Source organism: Sphingobacterium cavernae (assembly GCF_008520265.1).
GTDB classification, from domain to species: domain Bacteria; phylum Bacteroidota; class Bacteroidia; order Sphingobacteriales; family Sphingobacteriaceae; genus Sphingobacterium; species Sphingobacterium cavernae.
Genome location: NZ_VIQM01000042.1, coordinates 12,066 through 35,310, shown reverse-complemented (window position 1 = coordinate 35,310; position 23,245 = coordinate 12,066). Strand labels below are relative to the sequence as shown.

Below are 23,245 nucleotides of genomic sequence, written 5' to 3'. Positions count from 1 at the left end.
AAGCAATTACCTAGGTTATAATTCACACTACGCTAATGAGCATATTTTCAGTATCATTAAGAACTAATAAAGTATGTCTGTAGTAAAGCCTCATTAACCTTCATATTTATCGCTCCAAATCCCAATACAAAAACATTTATCCAAGTTAATTCCACTCCCTAACAACTTCCTGTCCTACCAACCATTTCAAGCCGAACTTTACAAAATATCGACCTTGTACCTTTTTAGCACCAGCCAATCAAAGCCAGCTTCTGTCAAGTACTACAGCTATAATCTAACTCTTAAAGGCATCCTATATCTTCCCTTATTCTAATTAAAAAATTAAAATATATGGAAGATTTAAACAAAGAAAAAACAGCATCCTCAGAACAGCTATCTGATATTTTATTGGTATTGGATAAGGAAAAAATGAAGATCATGGCTGTTAAAGATATTGATGAAAAGGGCAATATGAAAACCATCAACCCGAGTAAGGAAAATCAAAACAAATTTTTAAGAGTTGACAAATACGGAGATCTATTTTCCAACTTCTTCAGTAATTTCTTCAGCCAGCTTAGAAACCCGACAAACTTTACCTTTTTCAAGGTACCATCACCTATATCTTTTGACGTCGCTAAGCACTTACAAGAACATGTAGACAAACCTAATGACGAAGGGAGAGAACTTTTTAAAAAACATGTACTTGCTGAAACACTGAAACAAAACACAGAAGTATTAACCCCACAAAACAATATGACTATGGAAAGTAAAAATGAAAACAAGGAATATCGTTATCAGACTGATCAAATCGATTGGGAGACGATGAACAATTTAGGAATAAGTAAAGAGAAGCTTGAAAAGATGAATTTACTGGAACCATTATTAAAGGGCTACAAGACCAATGAATTAGTTCCAATCAATCTAAACCTAGGTTCTGCTATTACCCGCTTACATGCTAAGCTGTCCTTACAAACTAACGAGCAAGGTCAAGTTATTGTCGCTATCCACGGTATCCGCAAGGAGCCCAACCTAAACTTTGAATTCTTCGGACACAAGTTTAGTAAAGAAGACAAGGAAAACCTATTGACTACAGGAAACATGGGTAGAAAGGTAGATTTAATAAACCCTAAGACTGGAGAGACTATTCCTTCCTTAGTCAGCATCGATAGGCAAACTAATGAACTCGTTGCTTTACGTACTGACGTGATCAGTATACCAGATGATATTAAAGGAGTTAAGCTAAATGAGCAGCATAAAGAACAACTTTCTAATGGCATGGCAGTACACCTGGAGGGCATGCAATCCAAAAGCGGAGCTAGCTTTGATGCACATGTTCAGTTTAATGCAGAAAAAAGATATATAGAGTTCCAATTTGACCGTGCGCCAAACCTTAGCCCTAAAGATCCTGATACAATAAAAGAAGTTCCTCGCTCCTTCCGTGGAAAAGAATTAGATCACGAGCAATATGAAAAATTCAAAGATGGCCATACGGTATACATTAGCGGGTTAGTTGACAAAAAGGGGAAAGTGTATAACGGATACATCAATTTTAATAAAGATACCCAAAAGATAGACTTTTCTTTTCATGATGCTAGTAAGTTGAAAAACTTACTCCAGCCTACGCAGCCTCATAAAACGCAAGTTGCTGTAAACTCAGAGGGAAAAACAAATGAATCCACTAAAAACAGTAAGGAAGCATTGAACTCAGGTCAGAGCGGTCCCGATGAAAGGAATATGCAAAAGGAAACCAGTAGGCAACAGAAAAAACCGAAGGGGCCTAAACTTTAAAGGTAATCCTATTATTAGATGAAAAATGATATCCTATGAAATTAATACTAGCAGAGAAACCGAGTGTAGGCAGAGAAATTGCCTACCTCGTTGGGGCCCAAGAAAAAAAAGATGGTTACTTTGAAGGTAATAATTATTGCGTCAGTTGGGCCTTTGGTCATTTAGTCAGTTTAGCCATGCCAGAAGATTACGGAATTGTGGGCTTCCAAAAATCCACACTTCCTATAATCCCCAATCCATTTACATTAACTGTAAAAAAAATAAAACAAGGTACAACATACATCTCCGATCCAGGTGCTACTAAGCAACTTCAAGTCATCAAGAAACTAATGCACGCATGTGAAAGCATCATTGTTGCTACAGATGCTGGTCGAGAGGGAGAATTAATATTTCGCTATATCTACGCATACTTAAACTGCCAAAAACCGTTCGAACGCTTATGGATTAGCTCACTTACGGAAAAGGCTATCCGTCATGGATTAGATAATTTACGTGCAGGGCAGGAATTTGACGGCCTATTTGAGGCTGCTCAAAGCCGAAGCCGTGCAGATTGGCTAATAGGAATAAATGCTTCGCAAGCCTTATCTATAGCGGCTGGTACAGGCAATTATTCGTTAGGCAGGGTCCAGACACCTACCCTAGCGTTAATATGTGAACGATATATTGCACATCAAGCTTTTATCACGCAAAAATATTATGAAATTGAACTATTACATAATAAGGAGTTTTTGCATTTTAAGAGTTTATCACAAAAAAGATGGGAAGATAAAATTACAGCTGAAGACTGTTTAAAAGCGATTCTGAGAAACGGTAGTGATGCGCTCATCACGGCTGTTGAAATCAAGGAACAAAACGAACATGCACCGTTACTTTTTGATCTTACAGGTCTACAAAAAGAAGCGAACAAAAAGCTAAGTTTCACTGCAGAAGAAACCCTTCAAATTGCACAAGATCTTTATGAAAAAAAGTTCATTAGTTATCCACGCACGGGTAGTAAATACATCCCAGAGGATATGTGGAGTGAGATCCCTAATCTTGTTCAGGCCCTTCAAGTTAAAACAAGTTGCAAGGAAGCTGCCTTAAAAATAAAATGGGAACGATTCAACAAACGTATAGTCAATGATCTACGCGTTACAGATCACCATGGTATTTTGATTACCGAAATAATACCTACGGCACTTAGCGTTAAAGAAAATGCTATTTACGACATGATTGCTTTTCGACTTTTAGAAGCACTCTCCTCTCCTTGTATAAAGGAAATCAGTGAAATTACATTACAAGCGTCACATTATGAATTTAAACTTAGGGGATCTAAGATACTATCGGGAGGCTGGCGAAGTATACAGGGTAATTTTGACAATAAGGAAGACGAAATAATTCAAGAAACACCCCTATTAAGCATAGGTTCCACTTTAAAAATAAAGGAAGCAAAAGTACTTGAAAAGAAGACAAAGGCCCCTATCCTATACAGTGAAGCTAGTCTATTGTCTGCTATGGAGAATGCAGGAAAGGTTATTAATAATGAAGAGGCTAGAAAAGCCTTACAACAAATTGGCATTGGTACAGCTGCTACACGTGCTGCCATCATTGAAACATTATTGCAGCGCGCCTACATACGCCGAGAAAAGAAATCCTTGATACCAACTGAAAAAGGATTAAAGGTATATGAGCTGGTGAAAACACATCAAATCGCTGATGTAGGAATGACCGCATCCTGGGAATTAGCGTTACAAAAAATTGAAAACAGAGAAATGAATGCTACAGAATTTCAACAAGAAATGGAATTATTTACAATTGCTATCACCAAGGAATTATTACAAAGTAACATACAAATTGAAAAGACGCCTATTTGGTTATGTCCAAAATGTCAAACTAGCACACTACTATTCCGTGATAAATTCATTAAATGTCCTACAGAATCTTGTGCTTGGATACAATTTAGAAATGTATGTGGTCAGCAGATTGGTATTCCGGATCTTGAAAAACTGATCACACAAGGAAGATCAGGTTTAATTAAGAGTATGAAGAGTAAGTCCGGAAAAAGCTTTTCTGCCTACATTGTATTAAATAATCGAGCTGAAAGCAGCTTTGAATTCGAAGAACGGAAAGCAAAAAAGAAAGGTTAATGCATTATTCTCATAAAATTTTAGCGTGAGGGATAGAAGCGACATCCGTTTGTATCCTTCATTCCTCTTACAGCACCTACAAACGATACAGTAAATAACCCGACACGGCTGTATTTCATGTAGAGCCAAATACAGCGTCGTGACACGCCCCAACTATCCATCAGGTACAATACAACGAAAGATTGACAAATATAAACAAGCCTTATATTAATTATAAAATCAGTTAATGTAAACAAATCCCAAGAGCATATAGTCAAGTATACTTACTTATCATCTTTATCTTGCGTCAAATGTTTCAGATTAGGATCATTCTTTATACGATCTATTTCCCTTTCTATAATTTGTATAATATCCCGTTTGATCTGTTTGTAATTGGCTTCAATTTGCTGTTTCATAGTATCTTCACCGTTATCATCTACAAAAGATAGAATTTGAGGTATCTTTTGGTAAGCTTTAGTTTCTTGAGCTACCCTTACATTATCTACCACGATTTCAGCATGAAATATTTTCTGTTCGATGCGTTCATCAAAATTATCAGAGATCGCCCCCACAAACATACCTTGCGTGAGTGTCGAAATTTTAGACGCTGGTATCAAGCTGTCTAATTGGGTAGAAATTGATGTAGATTTATCGTTTCGATTGATCGTCATGCTTTGTCTTTTTTGTAACACTTTTCCAAAGCGTTCAGAAAGATTTTTAGCGGTCTCCCCTACCACTTGACCAGCGAAAATATTACCGACAGTATTCTGAATTACTTTGGCTTCTTTATCTCCATAATCCCGAATAAGTTGAGAGTAATCCTGAAAGCCTAGACAGACAGCTACCTTATTACTTCGTGCTGTTGCAATCAAATTGTCTAATCCTCTGAAATAAATTGTGGGTAATTCATCGATTATCACCGAACTTTTTAATTGTCCTTTCTTATTGATAAGCTTAACAATTCGAGAATTATATAAACCCAATGCTGCCGAATAGATATTTTGACGATCTGGATTATTCCCTACACAAAGAATCTTTGGTTCTAGAGGATTATTGATATCCAGCGAAAAATCATCACCAGTCATTACCCAATACAAGCTTGGCGAAATCATTCTTGACAAAGGTATTTTTGCAGAGGCTATTTGTCCTTGTAATTGATCTTGTGCACCTCCTTGCCAGGCATCCATAAAGGGTGATAAATAGTTTTCAAGTTCATCGTAAGAGGTTAATATCGTAAACAAGTCTGCATAGCTTTTATTAAGTAATTCTATAGCATGTGGAAATGTACAATACATACCGTTTTCATATATTTTAAGATACCAGATGATTGCTGCAAGTAAGATGATTGGAGATTCGACAAAGAAATCCCCTTGCTTCTGTATCCAACTGCGATTCAGGTTAAGCATAATAGTATAAGCTGCCTCATAAGCATCCGATATATCCGTCATAAAATCAGGATTTAGCGGATTACAACGATGGCTTTTACGGGGATCATCAAAATTTATCACATAGAACTTAGGTGCAACCTTATACTTACCTACATGCTTCAGTAAATGATTGTAAGCGATAGTTGAAAGATCATCAAACTTAAAATCATAGATATACATTGAAAAACCTTTTTCTATGTGTTGCTTAATATAATTATTGACAATAGCATAGGACTTTCCAGAACCTGGGGTTCCTAATACAATAGTTGCTCTAAAGGGATTAACAACATTGATCCAGCCAGCGTTCCATTTATTCTTATAATAAAACTTGGTTGGTAGGTTAACTGAATATTCATTTTCCATCAAATAGTTTTCTTGTTGGAAGCTTTCATTCTCATAATTAAAAACATCGTCCATTAGATTAGTACGAAGCAATCGGCTCATCCATAGCCCTGCCATCATTAAGGCAACATAACCCAATGTAAGGCTAAGCATATACAGAATCATTCCAATATCAGGAGATAGTTTTAACAAAGGGCTATTTAGGAAGAACAACACAAATCCAATTCCTAAAGCTACATAAATCTTAGTCCAAGTTATCTTCTCGTTCTTTACCCCTTTAGTACCTAGGCAGCTTAAAGCCAATAGAACTATAGCAAATACTTTGCTGTAAAGCGTATGTGAAAACAGACCAGCTGTTTTATCAAAATTCCTTAATATTTTATTGATTATTTCTAATGTCCAGCCCCGTTCTAAAAAGAAACCGTAACAGAACCAATAAAGGTGCATCAGTACCAAAAGAATACTCACTGCACGCATAAAAGCCATTATCTTGGCTAAACCTCTTAAATTATCTTCACCCTGCATTATTATAAAATTTAATGTTCGGGCGTTAATTTAATACTTCAATGTACAGGCTTTAAAGATTGGGAAGTCATATGTATATTATGGAATCATTTGGCTTTACCTACTATTTCTTTGGATTGAGGCCTTCTTAAACAGCTAAGTACTCTACTCATTTTGTATATTTTACTTGGTTAAACGGTATTAATAATCCCTTAATTCCGATTAAAATAAACCAAAATGATTCAAGCATTACTCAACAGATCTAACATCTAGCAACTAACTCCTTTTTGGTCTTTTCTTCTTTTTCCTCATCCTATTAGCAAAATCCAATTCTTCGTAATCTTCGCCATGTGCTTCGGGTAATAGTCCTCCTAGAGCTTCAATCAAATCATCTTCGTGTTTAGATTCTGTATTAAGGAAATCGAATAAAGAATGAGGTTTTTCTAGCGAAAGATTCGCATCATCTGTTCCAGATACCTTCGATGGTAATTCAATAGAATCTTTGATATCTGGTTTAATATTATTGTTCCAATAATCATTAAAGGTATTGGCAGAAAGTTCCTTTGCCAATCGTGAGCCATTGCAAACCGATCTAGAATTATGGTCTATAAATGTGATCCCATAAATACGCCCTGTATCATTTCTTCGGACTACTACATTGATTCCTTGTTCACATAACTGCTTTTTAAAACTTAACTCATCATTTGTAGATTGCAGCGCCATGGTAACGGCAGCTTTTAAGGTCTGTTTGGTTGGGTGGCTTTTCAAAGTGTTTTTGCATTTTGAAAAGTGGACTTCTAAAGCAGTAAGTCCAGCATTTTTCCCAAAAAGTGAAGCTTTAAACGGATGTCCAGCTCTTTCACCTTTCTCATTTAAAGGGATGTACAATAATCCTCGTTGTGCCTTTCCGTGTAATTCCCCTTCTACCTTTTCGGTCGTAATATTGAATAATGAAAGTAAAGCATTGTATTCTCCTAAAGTCTGAAATTGGTAGTAGTTCGGTAGGTGTCGAATGACTGATGCGATTTGACTTTTCACATCACCAGCTTTGTATTTCACAGGACGAAAAATCTTATCTGCTTGTTTACGTTCTTTATCTGTGGCAGGGATTAATCTGTGTTTCCTTTCCAATTCACGACAAAGATTCAGCGATCTCATTTTCTCAAATTTATCCGAAATCTTTTGACCATTTTCATTCACACAAACTGACACAATATGGATATGACTGCGGTCAATATCCGTATGTTTGAATACCAGAAAAGGTTGTTCTCCATATCCCATTCCCTGCATATATTCCTGTGCTATTTCCCGAAATTTATCATCACTCACTTGGTCTTTTGGATCGGGATTCAGTGAAATATGCAAGGTATGTTTGTCTGTATTTCGGTTTGCAATCAAATAGGGCTCAAAAGATTGGGTTAATTGTGCGACCGTATATGCTCCATTTGTTGTTTCAATTATTTTATTTGCAAATAAAATTTGTCCCTTTTCTTTCTCTACTTTCAGATTGTTATATGCCAAAGCACCGTATAGATTTGAGCTTCTTCCAATTTTTGCTATCATTTTCAAGGTTCTTTTCTAAGATATTTCGCTTCAAATTCTTCCGTGATCTGAATGATTTTTTGACATAAAATCGCCATTTCAGCCGTCTGCTTTTCCAATTTATAAAGAAAGGAAGCTGCTTTCTTCTCCGAAAAATGGCGGTATAACAGCTTCACAATTTGATTATAATTCACTCCGATTGCTCGAAATTGACTGTGAAACGAGGTCAATCGCATATAAAAATCAACGGTTCCTTTGTCAATTTTAACGGACTTCATCTTCTTTCCAAACACTTGTGAAGTGATAAAATGTGCCTTAACCAGCATACCTGATTGTTCAAAGAGGGTTAGAAATCTGGCATGTTCTTCCTCTGTAAATGAAATCGAAAACCGAATTTTAGCTGGATCTGTTTTCGGAGGTCTCCCTCCTTGTTTTTTAAAACTCTTTTTTGTAGTCATAATCATCCATTTTAACTTTCACAAAAGCCGACTTCGGAGGATTTTTCAACCCCAGCTAGGGCAAGTTGTTTTGAGCATCGGAATACTTTTCGAGCTGCTCAAAACACAACTTGCCGTGTTCTGGTGAACACAAAAATCCGCCCTGCGGGACGGATTGAATGTAAAAGGGAAAAATGGCTCGATGCCATTCCTATTACCTCCAGATATGTCAAAGATTTTTGCATAAATCCGTTAATAAAAATCACAATACAAAGTAAAGATCTGTTCACGAAAGTGTTGCACTGTGTAACAGTGCCAAATGCTACCTCTAAATGCCAAACACTGCCATCCCTATACAATCGAATAAAATTGATTGGTTCTTTGTGCTTGAATGTCGGCAAGCAGACAGTCAGCCCGTATTTCAAGATCAGCAGAGTGCAGGTTATCCTGCCTACTGGATTGCAGGAATGCAAAAAAGCAAAATTGCAGGAATGCTGGAAAGCATGACAGCCTGCTATCAAAATTTCCTACCCGTCTGATGGATTGAATGGCAGACGGAACGAATGAAAGACCGCAATCCTGCCTAACAAGATACTGGAATGGATGCAGGGTTGCTGTACGGCAAGGAAGCAGGCAATCTATAATTCCTGCAAGCAAGTCTGATAGCTATCCTGCAAGAAAGATAGAACGAAATCGGAGTTGCCTGACTGATAGCCTGCAAGCCTGAAAACAAGAAGATGTAAACTTTAAATTTTAATAATATGGACACAAAAAAGAAACCACTGTTTATCGCCTTTTCTTCTCAAAAAGGTGGTGTTGGCAAAAGCACCTTTACAACGCTTGTCGCCAGTACAATGCACTATCGATTGGGCTACAACGTAGCTGTATTTGATGCGGATTTTCCGCAGCACAGCCTGATGAAAATGAAAACTCGTGATTTGGCAATGGTAATGGAAAATGAGGCTTTGAAAAAGCAGGCATACAAGCAATTCACCACCATCAACAAAAAAGCCTATCCCATTGTACAGCATAAAGCGGACAGCGTATTGGATGCAGCACACGAATTCGTAAACACTTCTCCAGTTCCAATTGACGTAGTATTCTTTGACCTGCCCGGAACCGTGAACACACCTGGCATCCTAAATGCATTGGCAGGAATGCATCACATTTTTACACCCATAACGGCAGATCGTTTGGTAATGGAAAGTACGCTCATCTTCACGCAACTTTTACAGGACGTGATTATGAAAAAAGGCGAAACGTCCATAGAAACTATTAATCTTTTCTGGAACCAGGTGGACGGCAGGGAAAGCACACCTCTGTATTGTGTGTACAATCAGCTTATTGAGCAATTGGGGATAAGCCTGATGCACAGCCAAGTCAAGAACAGCACCCGATTTCGTAAGGAAAGCGAAGTGGACAGCAAAACGGTTTTTCGTTCTACCGTAATGCCACCCGATGAACGTTTGATGAAAGCCTGCCAATTAAATCTGTTCATCAGCGAATTTTTAAACATCATTCAATTATAGCGCTATGGAAAAAGATAATAAAAGAAGAGTCACACCGGACATTAATGAAGAGCTGATGATGAACTTGATGGTAGACGGCGTTAAAAAGGAAGGCTTACAGGTTCCGCCCGAACCTGCTGAAGGGCAAGAAAAGGAAAAATTAAAACAGGAAGAATTACCACAAAACAAACATGTACAACGGGAAAGGAACCGCAGCAAGAAAAGCCTCGACGGAAGCTACGGCGAACACTTTTTAAAAACTCACTCGATGACTAAACGAGGGGATAAAAGTATTTACATCCGGCAGGAATACCACGAAAGGTTATCCCGAATTGTACAGGTCATTGGTAAAGATGAGATACCATTGTATGCCTATCTTGACAATATATTGGAACATCATTTTGAAATGTTTGAAAAAGCAATTACCGATGATTTCAACGAAAAGTTTAAACCCATTTTTTAAAGCATTTGATTATGGAAATAGTAATTGTGATTTGCCTGCTCATTGTCATTGTTCTGCTTTTGCAGGATAAGATTGTCATTGAGAAAAGATCCGAGCAAAAGAAACCAGTGCAGGAAAAAATCAATGCAAACCTACCTGATATTATGGGGCAACCTAAGCCAGTAAAAAGACTTTCGATGCCAAATACAGCCAATGAAAGCCAAGTAGCAGAACCAGAGATAAACCCTGATAATTTAGACATTGAATACGACGAAAATGAAAACGTAGGTATTCAAATTCCGCAGGAAGAACTGGACGAAGTTTTCAGTAATATATCTGATTTAGAAGAAGAGGAAGATGAATGGAATAGGTACGGAATATATGGTGTCGATAATGGTTTTGCCCAAGGGGTTACCTTTGACGAACTTAGCACTGTAGGGGCATTACTCCAAAAAGATAATTTGGAACAATCTCAAAAGGAAACAGCAGTTGCCCTAGTTCAAAAATTGCATGGAACCGAATTATTCAGCCTACTGGAAAATTCTATTGAGGGTGCTTCTCAAAAAATTGCCGAGCTTTTGGATAGTACACTTTTATCTGAAACGGAGGACAGTTCTTCCACCTTGCGGAAAAATGATTTGAGGGATTTTGACATTGGGGAGTTTGTGTGAGCAAACCCCTTTCTACTTTTATAAATAAGCTTAACCAATATCGATCACATTATTGTCACCAAACCACTCTTTTGCTTTAGCTATAACTTGAGCACTCGGATTATGGTAAAAGACAGCTAAATTTTCTTTAGCTCTTGTACAGCATACATAAAAAATCTTCTGTGTCCTTTCCAAAACACTTGGAGTACCGCTATTTAAAAACAAGTATTCAAAGTTGTAATCGTTCCATCGTCCATTATCAAGAATTACCAGTACATTATCGAATTCGGAGCCTTTCGTTTTGTGTTGGGTAGAAAATGGTGTTTGTCCTTCCAAATATTTATACAAATTTTGAAAATCCCTGAATTTTATCTCTTTCACACGATTATATAAATACTCATTTTTTATCTTGAATGAATTAAGGCTATCGTTATTACTTACACAAATTCCTTTGTCATTGGCATCATTAATAACATCTTCGATCGTTTTATCTCCAACATTATTGCTCAATTCTTCGATATTTTTCTTTAATATTCTTTTATCGGCTATTCTTAAAATTCTATATCGATAATCAGTAGCTCTTAAAAACTCATTGTATTTCTCGTTCTGATATAATGAAATGTTTGTCTGAATTTTAAACAAGTGCTTGATTAAATTATCTCGCTTTGATCCCTTTTTATTTTCATCATCTTCATCTTGTTTTTTGTCATCAAGCATTTGCTCTTTGTTGACATACATTTTTGAAAATTCAGCATAATTTATTGATTGAGCATAATTAAATAATTTAACATTACTATCAATAAAAGCTTGCATAGTATTTGTGGGTCTAACAGCATTTAATTCTCGCCCAGTTTTTCCCTGTTGTAGAAGATCAATAACTTCACCAAATGTATTATCTGAAAAATCATTGGTTATTCCTTGATCTTTTACATACTTTTTAATTCTATCCCGGAATTTTAGAATCTGATCAGCATCATAAACATCCATTAAAGCTCTAAAACCTGCTTTTCCTGCTATTAAGTTATGGGTCAGATTCAGTTCCTTGGTCTCTTTCGAATTGGTAAAATTCCAAGCTGAATTATCCTTAAGATATTGCTTTACCCTTTCAATATCTCCATTACTGGAATACAAAAACAGAACGCTTCCGCCTTTTACAACATGACCAACCATATTAGGTGCATTATCATCATTGGAAGGAACTTGTTCAATACCATCTGTTCGGAGTTGATTAGCTAAATCAATTATTTTTTGTGGGTTTCTTCTATTCTGTTCCTTTTTTATTTCTTTAACTAAGCCATCTTCTTCACCCTTGTAATCATCAAGGTTACTAATTCCGTCATCGTATATGGATTGCATTGCATCTCCAAAGAATCCTATGATGTTCTTCTTCTTACTTTTATTAAAATGAGTTAAGAAAATCTCCACCACATATTTACTGGTATCTTGATATTCATCAATAAAAATGAATTTATAATTATCCTTTACAATATCACTGAGCTTAGGATACTTCTCAAAAACATAATTGGCTACTATCAGTATTTCATCGTGAGAGATAATACCTTCCCGAATTCTAAGAAACTCTTTATACTGTATTCCATTCTCTAAACCATCAAAATAATCTTCCGGAACCGGATTGACTTCTTCAATGTTGATATCTGTTATACTTTCATCATTCGCTAAGGAAACTAAAACTCCTTTAAGTTCTTTCTGAAAATGCTTGATGTTATCCCATAAAAAATCGTGTATGGTCGAAACATTTAAGTTCTTATGATTTACTCTTTCTTCAATTTCCTTTACTGCTGCATTTGTATAAGTCATACAAGCAATTTTTGCAGTAGGATTTTCTGCGATTGCCTGTCGGATGACGTTGACTAAGGAATATGTTTTTCCACTACCAGCACCGCCACTTAGAAGAAAGTTTCGACCTTCATCAATACTTTTGAATATTTCCTGTACTTCCTGTTCTAATTTTTGTCTGCCTTCAACCATAATAGTCCTTTATTGATATATTCCGGAATTTGCCAATTACTGAATTTCTCATCGCTGTGGTAAAGAATGTCCAAAGCGAAATGAGTTTTCTTTTTTATGCAAGAAGCTGCTAATTCATACGGACTGGTGGTATCATCATCAAATTCATCAATATTTTTCAATCCGTGAAATGTAGCCTTATTTGTTTTAATGAAGTTTCTATTCAAATGAATAAAAGCATCCTCAAAACTTCTGGCGTGATAAGTAAGCTCTTCTTGTTGGTAGCAAATACAAACATCCGCATCACCCAATGAAATTATTCTTTGCTCTATAGTTAAGACTTTTAATTCATCCCAAGACGCTTTTGAGAAAAAATGAGTGAGTGCAACATTACTTGTTCCAATTCCTACATTAACTGCACAGGCTTCTATTACTGCTTCGCCCTTCTTATTTTTATTACCTATATCACCTTTAGAATCTATGTCCGTTATAATAAGGCTTTTTATACCTAAAAAATTGATGAATTTTTCGAATATTTTCGAATATGCTCCAACCTCAATAATAGATATGTTTTGAGATAATAATGGTTGAAATTTATCTTCAATACCTTCAACCTTTAAACGAGCCTCTTCTTCCATATCGACCTTTCTCATAAAAGTTGGTATGAGAATTCTTTCGGTATCTCCTTCAATTAGAATTGCTTTATCTGCAAAGAATACTTCAGCTCTGCTAATAGTCAGGTATTGTTTTAAAAAATCATACTGATCTGTATTAATATTGTAATCTTCTTTTAAATCTTTGAGGTTTTTTGCCTCTACATTATTCTTTCCCCGAATCTTTAGATATTTAATATCATCGAAATCGCTGTCAGCAACTATGTGTGAGGAATGTGTCGTGATAATATATTGTAATGTTCGATTTTCTCCATCTTCTCTCTTTACACCTTCACCAAGCAACTTTTTTATGTTTTTTATGAAAACGTATTGCATCTGTGGATGTGTATGTGCTTCGGGCTCTTCGATAAAAAGCAGATTGATATCTGCAGGCTTTTTGTCCTTTTCCCGCTTAAATTCCTGAACCAGAATTTCTATTTCAAAAATCATACTTATCAGGTTCATATAACCTAATCCGTTATAATGTTCAGGCAACTTATGTTCATCGTGTGTGTAAACAACAGTAGTATTACCCTCCAATAACTCCCGATGCTGTAAAGTTGAAATGATTGAGATTTCAGATTCATTTATTCTGATGCCTCCAAAATTTTTCACCTTTTCGATAACGCCATTAAACAAGCTTCCATAAATCTCTGTAAGTACTTTATCTGTTCCTGTGAGCTGATCTTTAAAATCTTCAGTAGCTTGATTTTTCTCACTACTATCTTCTTTTTTCTTATAGAGGTTTGAAGTTTGTCGGGACAAAGTTTTATCGACTTCTTTATTTGTTACATCACGCCTTGCACTTATATATTTAAAGCTTATGATATCTTTGATACCTATTAATTCTTTATCCAGATTAATAAAGACTTTCTCATTGACTGTCTTGGTGGTGATATTGTATGCAAATGATTTTTTTTGAATTTTAAAATAATTCCTAATATCCTTTTGTAAGAACTCTTTTAAGCCTCTTGCTTCATAATCTAAACCGTTCTTTTTAGCGTTTACTTTTTTAATGGACTCATTTGCTACGAATGCTTCGACATCTGATTTTAAATTTATAAAATCAGTATAGCTTAGTGTATATTCAAATCCTAATACTATTATGTTATTCTCTGGATCTAAATCCATTAATATCCTACTCACATTTGAAAGATTGTCGGTTTCCCCATATTGTATAAACAATTTCATTTTTATGCCAATAGGTTCAAATTCTTCAGGAAAAGGATCTACTTCAAACAATACTTTTAGCTCTTTTTTAAATTCTATATTTAAATCTTCAAAAGAGAATTTGCTTTTTTCATTAATAAACTTGTCTAGTACTGATAGTATAGAAGTTTTTCCTGTATTATTTTTCCCGATAACCAACGAAAGATCTTTCTCTATATCTATTGAGAAATCCCTTAGTAATCTAAAGTTCTGAATTTCAATCTTGAATATTTTCACGGTGAATTAGTATAATGTATTATATCATTTTCGGTTGTTTCTTCTGTTGGATAATTTTTTCCAGATACCTCTTAAAGTGTCCACATCTGCTCTGCTAAATTTTAATTGATTAATCAATAGTTCATTATCAATAATATCCAGCACTTCTTCAATATTTCTATTACGCATTAAAGCATCAATTTCTTCAAAATTAATCATATGATCTTCCCTTAAAATAGGTAAGGGAAGTTCTTCTATTTCAGATGGTTCAAAAGTTAAAACGCCTCCGCCATAACTTCTTCCCATAATTTCAGAAAAAGCAAATGTCAATGAGTTTAGATAAGATAAGGCAACTATCTCAGCATTTGCACCATTTTTAAAACGTACTCTATGGATCGTGTCGGTAGATGATGCACCTGTATTATTTACAATCAATTTAGGATATTCTCCGACTTGGCGTAATGCAAATGCATCTGGAGACCATAACGATGGTGTGATATACCAAAGCTTTCTGATCTTGCATTTATACCCCGTATGATGTTCCTTCTCCTCGCCATAAGAAATATATTCTTTAACAGCTTTTGGCTGCTTTGAATACTCTTTTGCCTCAGGCAAGAACAGATGAACAGGATACCTTGCTGCTACATTCGCTTCAAAATCGGTTTCATCATAAACAATGCCTTTCAAATGAGCAGATTTTCCAACAACTCTTGTAGTATATGGTTGTAGTTTCCATTGAGAAACAGTTTCCTCATTCATCATAAAAAACTCATTTCTTCCCGTTACTATCCCCACATCAACATCCATCACATCAAAAGAAGGATTTATCCTCTCATCAGCTTTAATACGTCGTAATAATTGTATTTCATTCTCATCCAGAAAATACTTTGTCCATTTTTCAGTAGAATGATCCAGTGATTTAACTTCTATGTTTTGTATCTGATCAAGGTTAAGAGCTCCAAGTTCTTTTAAATCATTTACTTCAATAACTCTTACACCCTTATTTTCTTCCACATTTTTTTCACAAAGCAGTAATACAACCTCTTGCTGAATATCACTAAATACAAGTTTTTTAAAAGTTACTATCGTAATGCGAGAAAAGAAATTTGAAAGAAATACTCTAGTTTCAGCGGCATATTTTACCTGAAATAATTCCGCTGGAATAACCATTCCTAATTTACCATTTGCTCGTAATTTACTTGCAGAAATCACTAGAAAAGGCACCCATATGTTAGTTAATTTGTTAGGGCGTAGTTCCATTTCTTGCATCATCTTGATAGCAAGATCACGATGCTCTTCTGGGAAGTTTTGGTAACGAATAAACGGAGGATTTCCAATGACTACATCATATCGAGCATTTCCGTTTGTCTCTAAAATAAAATTAAAGAAGTCATCATTCGTAATTGTATCTGAATTCAGTCCGTACTTTGCAGCTCTTTTTTTTGATTTTTCTGCCTCAACTTCTAATAATTCTACTCCTTGAATTAAACCATATAACTGATTATCCTGAACGCCAAGCTCTTTAAATCTTTTAATTGCCGACTCTATAAAATTACCGTCACCACAGCTTGGCTCTAACACTTTCTGCGTAGGATTAGTTATTGCCCATTTGCAAATAAAATCTGCAATAGGCTGTGGAGTATAGTATCCACCTCTTAATTTTTTAGAATCAATATTTTCTGTAACTTCTGTACTCATTTTAATCTTCGCTTATAATATTGTTTAACATTTCATCACTCATTATCACGTTTACATCTTCATCTGAAATGTTATATAAAGTATTTATTTGTTGTATCAAGTTGTTAGATAGAATACCCATCTTGCGTACTAATATATTCCGCTTGGTATATATAGTTTCTTGATTGATTGCTGATTTCGTGTTTATTAGCTGTTTTACCGTTTTTACAATGTCATCGTGTTGCCGTTTTTCATCCGGATTGTCAAAATCAATTTTCCTTATGGGAAGGTTTTCAATAAACTGTTTTCCGTGAGAATAATAAGCCCCTCTGAATTCACTTGCCCCAGACTTTACCATTGCTTCAATAACAGGATGTGCCAAAATCCCTAAAATATAAAACAGGGAATATTCAGAATTTGTAAATAACGAATAATAAGGTCCATTACCACCTCCAGTAAATTGAAGATTTTCCTGATCATATACATATCCAGGTTTAGTAGAAAGTACAGACCAAATTAGTTTTGGTGTATTATGGAATCGGCTTAAACTTTGTGATCTTCCAAATTGATACCATTTAGGTTCCTTGCTTCCGTTGATACTTCTTTTAGAAAGCGGTATTTTAAATGTATTTAAGTAAGTCCAGGCAAGGGGATAGTTTTGTTCAAAATACTTTTCTGTAAAAACTTCTGCTTTTCCACCTACAATAGTATAAGGAAATATCATTTTTGCATTGTGTTCAACCGTGTCAAACAAACCAAATGATAAATCGTAAAGACAAGGTTTACAAATATCCTTTTCTACTTCGTACTGTATTCCTTTAGATTCAAAAATATAGGTGCTTTCTGTTTCCGCTACAGGTTGAAATATATATGTTTTATCAGCACTGGTCTGTAACCCCACGGCAATTTCAGCAATAGACTGAAGAGCAATTACATTACCGCTTCCAATTCTTTCAAATACAGCTTCTGTTGGTTTTGAGACAAATACCCAAGGTAAAGATTGATATTTATTACTCAGATAATTGTCATAATGTATAGCATCAACAGATAAATCGGATGTTATTCTTCTGATTCGTTTAAAATAAAATTCTTCTCTTTCCTTTTTATCTAATATTAAAATGGCCGTATAAGTACTTCTATTCGGAAATACTTGTGTTACTCCGAAATGAAGAATCTTAAATAATGAAGCATTTGCGGTAATAAAGTTTCTTAAGGATTTTCCTCCTTTTACAATAAAGAATTTATGAGGAACAATATACCCCAATACACCATTATCATTTATCAAATTAATTGCTCGCTGAATAAATAAGTAATATTTATCAAAAGCTTCAGAAGTAGCTACAGTATATCCGGAGATGTCGCTCTGGAAATAATCAATTTCCTCTATTGAATATTTGACTATATTCTGAATTCTCACATAAGGAGGGTTTCCCACTAGAGCATCAAAACCATTGGTTTCTACTAAAAAAGGAAACTCTTCTAACCAATTAAAAGGCTTTAATTTAAAAAGAAGCTCATCATTCTCAATCGCATCAGGATTATATTCAAAATAGGTGTTATCAACTAATGAATTTCCGCATTTGATATTTTCTTCCAGATTCGGTAAAACCTTTTGTTTATACTTGACTAAAAAATTATCAATAGAGCCCGCATTTTCATTCTCTAATAACTTAAGCAATAAACTAAATTTGGTTACTTCAACAGCATACGGATTGATATCAACGCCAAAAATATTAGCCGTTATAATTTGATGTTTCGCCTGTAGCGTAAGGTGGTATGCCCCATCAAAAGATTGATAAATGATCTCATCATTGATTATCCCTTGAGAGACTAAACCAACAATGTTTCTTTCAATTAAATAGTCATAAACTGAAATCAAAAATGTGCCAGAGCCACAACAGATATCAGCTATTTTTAGTAATTTGATTTCATCTAGAGATTTACCATTTATTAATGAAGATAATGTTTCCTCAATAATATTTTTCACCACTAACTTAGGAGTAGGTACCACTCCGTTAGAAGCAGCAACTTCTGGTTCTTCAACTATAAAAACTTGGTTTTCTTCACCTATAAATATTTTACTTCCCAAATACCTTTCATAAATCTGGCTGAGAATTGTAGGATCCACGATTGAAAAATCATATGGACTTTGAGGGTAATAAAGTTCGTTGAATATCTGGATGAGGATTTCTGAGTTGAGATTTATTTTTAGAGAAAAAATATCTTCAATAAAATCGAATAATCCCGAATTATATTTTTTATCTGAAATTCTAAATAACTTCTTTAATTCTTCATAATTCTTGATTTTTCTTAAAGTCTCAAACTTCTCTATTTCTCTATCTTCACAAATTCTGAGAAAAACAATCCTATTAAGTAATCGTTGTATTAAAAAGTTGATTTCCTCATTATTAATTTCAGGGTTATTAACGACAACATCTTTTGCTAAACTTTCTCTCCAATGCTCAATTTGTCTTAAAAATTCATCATCAAAAGTTGTTGTTTCTTTTTCAGTAAGGGAGAAATACTCTTCAATATATCCGTTAGCAATGGACTCAAAAGATAAAAGGTCATAAAGTTCATCAAAGAATTTTTCAAACTCTGAATAATGGAATATCTTATATCTTGCAATACTTACAGCATCTTTTACATTTGGTTTATAACGACAATCATATACTACAAGTGTTTCAAAATTTGTTAGAATAGAAATACCTAAGTTAGCATTCCAGCCATATCTTCGAGTCTGAAAAGCGGCTTTATTATCTTTACTTAAATCTATTGAAGCTTTCTTTGCTTCAAGAAACAGCTTTCTTATTCCCTGAACCCTAAGGGTATAGTCAGGATTTTTCTTTGTGATTACATCTTCATCGTCAACATCAATACTCTCTTCTTGAATAATATCACGAAGAAACTGAGATTTTCCTTTCTCATTATCGACATCCCATCCAAAAGTTTTTAAGAATGGATTAAGAAAATCTATACGAAGTTGAGCTTCTTTATACTTCTCTGTTTTGTAAACAGCATATTCTTTACTGAAAGCCAATATTAATACTTTCAATTGTTCTAAACTTTCTTGCTTATTTCGAGTAATTACATATGCCATTCTTACTAACTTTTGTTTTTTGTTGCTTTTAAGTATTTAACTCTTTCTTCCGCCAATTTTAAAGCTTTTTCTCCCAGATCTTCATCTTTAATTTCATAGAGAATTTTGTCGCTAAGGAATGAAACCAAAAGTTCATCTGAGTCAGATTGATAAATATCAGCAAGCTTCGTAATTATTTCCTTAGTAATTTTCCTTTCCCCACGTTCCATTTTACTCAAAATCGCAACATCAATATCCAGTAAGGCTGCAACTTTCCGCAGTGGTAGTTCCCTTTCTTCTCGGATGTGTCTTAATTTTTCTCCTATTGTTTCTGTTGACATAACTTATGTTGACATATTGTGTCAAATTTATGCAAAAATTTCATAGCAATTCAAATTGTTGAAAAACTTTATTATGAAGTAATTCGCATTAAACCAATAAAGCCACTCACAGCCAAACACTTCCTTTGACTGTCACATTCTTATACTGCCTTGATTTCTGAAACACCTTTGTTCCGAAAGTCCGCAAGGTGCGGATAAACGATAACAAATTAATGTGTTTCAATTATGAAAAAACAAAGAAAAAAAGTTTTGCTGGCAACCGTGGCTATGCTGTCAGGAATTGGTGCGTTCGCACAGGGAAACGGTACAGCTGGTATCAACGAAGCTACCCAAATGGTAACATCGTATTTCGACCCCGCAACCCAATTAATCTACGCCATCGGTGCAGTGGTAGGACTAATCGGAGGTGTTAAGGTGTACAACAAATTCAGTTCGGGCGATCCCGACACTTCCAAAACAGCAGCTTCATGGTTTGGTGCATGTATCTTCTTGATTGTTGCCGCTACTATTCTGCGTTCGTTCTTCCTTTAATCCGTTGCCTTATGAATTATAATATCAACAAAGGCATTGGCAGAACGGTGGAGTTTAAAGGACTGAAAGCACAGTACCTGTTCATTTTCGCAGGTGGGTTGCTTGGTACGCTCATTCTCGTGATGATAATGTATATGGTTGGCGTAAACTCTTACATCTGCCTGTTTCTCGGAGCAGGTGGTGCTTCGCTCATCATTTGGCAAACCTTTTCGCTGAACCAAAAATATGGAGAACATGGACTAATGAAAGTTGGTGCAAGAAAAAGACATCCCCGATACATTATCTGTCGCAAGCCTGTACACCGTTATTTAAAATTCACGCCTAAACAGAATGCCGTATGAGAAATGTAGCAAAATCCACCACATTGGAGAACAAATTTCCATTGTTGGCAGTAGAAAACAACTGCATTCTTTCCAAAGATGCAGACATTACCGCCTGTTTTGAAGTGCGATTACCGGAACTGTTCACGGTAGCATCGGCAGAATACGAAGCTATTCATTCGGCTTGGCATAAGGCTATCAAGACTTTACCTGATTTTACGGTTATCCATAAACAGGACTGGTACATCAAAGAAAGTTATACGCCTGATTTAGCAACCGAAAATCAAAGCTTCTTATCGAAATCCTACCAGCGTCATTTTAATGAGCGACCATTTCTGAACCATTATTGCTATCTGTTTCTGACCAAGACAACCAAAAACAGAATGCGGATGCAAAGCAACTTTAGTTCGCTATGCAAAGGTGTTTTGATCCCAAAGGAAATTAACAAGGAAACGATACATCGCTTTTTGGAGGCGGTTGCCCAGTTTGAGCGTATCGTAAATGATAGCGGTTTTGTAAGCCTAAAACGCCTGACCGAAGATGAAATCATCGGAACAGAAACGACACAGGGACTACTGGAACAGTATCTCACATTATCGCGGGAAGTTGGAACACCGATGCAGGACATCGCACTCGGAACAGAAGAGGTACGCATCGGCAACAAAAGGTTGTCTTTGCATACTTTGTCCGATACGGACGATTTGCCCGGAACGGTATCGGCAGATACCCGTTTTGAAAAGCTATCTACCGACCGTAGCGACTGCCGTCTGTCATTCGCTGCACCTGCGGGTTTGTTGTTAAGCTGCAACCACATCTACAACCAGTATTTGTTTTTGGATAACAGCGAAGACAACCTGCAAAAGTTTGAGAAGTCCGCAAGAAATATGCACTCACTGGCAAGGTACAGTCGTGCCAACCAAATCAACAAAGAATGGATTGAAAAGTACCTGAATGAAGCTCACAGCTTTGGTTTGTCTTCAATCAGAGCTCACTTCAACATTATGGCGTGGTCGGAAGATCCTGCCGAACTGAAACAGCTAAAGAACGATTGCGGAAGTGCATTGGCACTAATGGAATGTAAGCCTCGTCACAACACAACGGATGTTGCCACTTTGTATTGGGCAGGAATGCCAGGCAATGCAGGCGACTTCCCGAGTGAGGAAAGTTTTTACACGTTTATTGAACCCTCCTTGTGTTTCTTTGCGGAAGAAACGAACTACCACAATTCACCCTCGCCGTTCGGTATCAAAATGGCTGACAGGCTTACGGGAAAACCTATCCATTTGGATATTTCCGACCTGCCTATGAAACGAGGTATTATCACGAATAGGAACAAGTTTATACTTGGCCCATCGGGTTCTGGTAAATCGTTCTTCACCAACCATATGGTACGACAGTATTACGAACAAGGTGCACACGTATTGTTGGTTGATACCGGTAACTCTTATCAAGGCTTATGCGAACTCATCAAGGGAAAGACCAAAGGTGAAGACGGTGTGTATTTTACTTATACCGAAGACAACCCGATTGCCTTTAACCCTTTCTATACAGATGATGGTGTGTTCGATATTGAGAAACGTGAAAGTGTCAAAACCCTGATACTTACCCTATGGAAAAGAGAAGATGAACCACCAACCCGTTCGGAAGAAGTGGCTTTATCGAATGCTGTTTCGGGATACATCGAACGCATCAAAACGGATGATATTTACCCGTCGTTCAACGGTTTCTACGAATACGTCAAAGGCGATTACCGCAAGGTTTTAGAAGAAAAACAGGTTCGAGAAAAAGATTTTGACATTGCCAATTTTCTCAACGTATTAGAGCCTTATTACAAAGGAGGCGAATACGATTACCTATTGAACTCAGACAAGCAATTAGACCTGCTTTCCAAACGATTTATTGTGTTTGAGATAGATGCAATTAAAGACCACAAAATACTTTTTCCCATAGTTACCATCATCATTATGGAAGTCTTCATCAATAAGATGCGAAGGCTCAAAGGTATTCGTAAACTCATTTTAATTGAAGAGGCTTGGAAAGCGATTGCCAAAGAAGGAATGGCGGAATACATTAAGTATTTATTTAAGACCGTCCGCAAATTCTTCGGAGAAGCTATTGTCGTTACGCAAGAAGTCGATGACATCATCCAGTCGCCCATTGTTAAAGAAAGTATCATCAACAACTCCGATTGTAAAATCCTACTTGACCAGCGCAAGTATATGAACAAGTTCGACGATATACAGGCAATGCTTGGACTTACGGATAAAGAGAAAGGACAGGTACTTTCCATCAATATGAACAACGACGCCAGCCGACTTTACAAAGAGGTTTGGATTGGCTTAGGTGGTACGCACTCGGCAGTCTATGCCACCGAAGTGAGTTTGGAGGAATACCTCGCATACACCACCGAAGAAACCGAAAAGTTGGAAGTGATGCAGCTCGCATCGGAACTGGACGGAAATGTTGAACTCGCCATTAAGCACATCGCCATGCAAAAGCGTGATAACGTAAATCACTAATTATTAAT

16 protein-coding genes are annotated in these 23,245 nt (G+C 36.0%); 8 read left to right on the top strand and 8 right to left on the bottom strand.

Annotated elements, in window-relative coordinates; genetic code table 11:
• Positions 1 to 330 precede the first annotated feature (330 nt).
• Together FLS47_RS08930 and FLS47_RS08925 are read left to right on the top strand one after the other, a co-directional pair.
• Positions 331 to 1,767 carry a DUF4099 domain-containing protein gene (locus tag FLS47_RS08930; RefSeq protein ID WP_149914033.1) on the top strand — a complete coding sequence of 479 codons (1,437 nt, stop codon included), beginning with the start codon at positions 331 to 333 and terminating at the stop codon, positions 1,765 to 1,767.
• 35 nt (positions 1,768 to 1,802) lie between these two features.
• A complete protein-coding gene (locus tag FLS47_RS08925; protein ID WP_149914032.1) occupies positions 1,803 to 3,893 on the top strand; it encodes a type IA DNA topoisomerase in 2,091 nt (696 codons plus the stop codon).
• Positions 3,894 to 4,156: 263 nt separating this feature from the next.
• On the opposite strand, the gene mobC is transcribed toward FLS47_RS08925, so the two are convergent.
• The 3 genes from mobC to mobA all read right to left on the bottom strand — a co-directional run bounded on the left by mobC (position 4,157) and on the right by mobA (position 8,145).
• A complete protein-coding gene (mobC, locus tag FLS47_RS08920; RefSeq protein ID WP_149914031.1) occupies positions 4,157 to 6,166 on the bottom strand; it encodes a conjugal transfer protein MobC in 2,010 nt (669 codons plus the stop codon).
• Positions 6,167 to 6,421: 255 nt separating this feature from the next.
• Positions 6,422 to 7,708, bottom strand: a complete 1,287-nt coding sequence (mobB, locus tag FLS47_RS08915; RefSeq protein WP_149914030.1) for a conjugal transfer protein MobB — start codon at positions 7,706 to 7,708, stop codon at positions 6,422 to 6,424.
• Between the two features lie 2 nt (positions 7,709 to 7,710).
• Positions 7,711 to 8,145: a conjugal transfer protein MobA gene (gene mobA, locus FLS47_RS08910; protein WP_223225195.1), complete on the bottom strand. Its 435-nt coding sequence runs from the start codon at positions 8,143 to 8,145 to the stop codon at positions 7,711 to 7,713.
• Between the two features lie 740 nt (positions 8,146 to 8,885).
• Here mobA and FLS47_RS08905 point away from each other — a divergent pair.
• Genes FLS47_RS08905 through FLS47_RS08895 form a run of 3 tightly spaced genes read left to right on the top strand, consistent with a single transcriptional unit; the run spans position 8,886 to position 10,745 of the window.
• The gene (locus FLS47_RS08905; RefSeq protein ID WP_149914028.1) at positions 8,886 to 9,653 is read left to right on the top strand and encodes a ParA family protein; all 768 of its coding nucleotides are present in this window, start codon (positions 8,886 to 8,888) and stop codon (positions 9,651 to 9,653) included.
• A gap of 4 nt (positions 9,654 to 9,657) precedes the next feature.
• Positions 9,658 to 10,095, top strand: a complete 438-nt coding sequence (locus FLS47_RS08900) for a DUF3408 domain-containing protein (protein ID WP_149914027.1) — start codon at positions 9,658 to 9,660, stop codon at positions 10,093 to 10,095.
• An 11-nt stretch (positions 10,096 to 10,106) separates the two neighbouring features.
• A complete protein-coding gene (locus FLS47_RS08895; RefSeq protein ID WP_149914026.1) occupies positions 10,107 to 10,745 on the top strand; it encodes a conjugal transfer protein TraD in 639 nt (212 codons plus the stop codon).
• A 30-nt stretch (positions 10,746 to 10,775) separates the two neighbouring features.
• Here the strand turns inward: FLS47_RS08895 and FLS47_RS08890 are convergent, their stop codons facing one another.
• From FLS47_RS08890 to FLS47_RS08870, 5 genes are read right to left on the bottom strand one after another with little or no spacing between them, the layout of a single operon-like run.
• On the bottom strand, positions 10,776 to 12,713 hold the full coding sequence (locus FLS47_RS08890; protein ID WP_149914025.1) for an ATP-dependent helicase: 1,938 nt from the start codon (positions 12,711 to 12,713) through the stop codon (positions 10,776 to 10,778).
• The gene (locus FLS47_RS08885) at positions 12,689 to 14,791 is read right to left on the bottom strand and encodes an ATP-dependent nuclease (protein WP_149914024.1); all 2,103 of its coding nucleotides are present in this window, start codon (positions 14,789 to 14,791) and stop codon (positions 12,689 to 12,691) included. Before FLS47_RS08885 ends, FLS47_RS08890 begins: the two co-directional genes overlap by 25 nt.
• A 24-nt stretch (positions 14,792 to 14,815) precedes the next feature.
• Positions 14,816 to 16,468 carry an N-6 DNA methylase gene (locus tag FLS47_RS08880; RefSeq protein WP_149914023.1) on the bottom strand — a complete coding sequence of 551 codons (1,653 nt, stop codon included), beginning with the start codon at positions 16,466 to 16,468 and terminating at the stop codon, positions 14,816 to 14,818.
• Between the two features lies 1 nt (position 16,469).
• Complete coding sequence (locus FLS47_RS08875) at positions 16,470 to 19,547, bottom strand: Eco57I restriction-modification methylase domain-containing protein (protein WP_149914022.1); 3,078 nt, start codon at positions 19,545 to 19,547, stop codon at positions 16,470 to 16,472.
• Positions 19,548 to 19,552: 5 nt separating this feature from the next.
• The gene (locus FLS47_RS08870; RefSeq protein ID WP_149914021.1) at positions 19,553 to 19,867 is read right to left on the bottom strand and encodes a helix-turn-helix domain-containing protein; all 315 of its coding nucleotides are present in this window, start codon (positions 19,865 to 19,867) and stop codon (positions 19,553 to 19,555) included.
• Between the two features lie 225 nt (positions 19,868 to 20,092).
• On the opposite strand from FLS47_RS08870, the gene FLS47_RS08865 reads away from it, so the two are divergent.
• Genes FLS47_RS08865 through FLS47_RS08855 form a run of 3 tightly spaced genes read left to right on the top strand, consistent with a single transcriptional unit; the run spans position 20,093 to position 23,237 of the window.
• Positions 20,093 to 20,398 (top strand): DUF4134 domain-containing protein, encoded by a 306-nt coding sequence (locus FLS47_RS08865; RefSeq protein WP_149914020.1) that lies wholly within the window; start codon positions 20,093 to 20,095, stop codon positions 20,396 to 20,398.
• An 11-nt stretch (positions 20,399 to 20,409) separates the two neighbouring features.
• Positions 20,410 to 20,739, top strand: coding sequence for a DUF4133 domain-containing protein (locus FLS47_RS08860; protein ID WP_149914019.1), 330 nt, complete (start codon positions 20,410 to 20,412; stop codon positions 20,737 to 20,739).
• Positions 20,736 to 23,237 (top strand): TraG family conjugative transposon ATPase, encoded by a 2,502-nt coding sequence (locus FLS47_RS08855; protein ID WP_149914018.1) that lies wholly within the window; start codon positions 20,736 to 20,738, stop codon positions 23,235 to 23,237. The genes FLS47_RS08860 and FLS47_RS08855 overlap by 4 nt, the downstream gene beginning before the upstream one ends.
• Positions 23,238 to 23,245 lie beyond the last annotated feature (8 nt).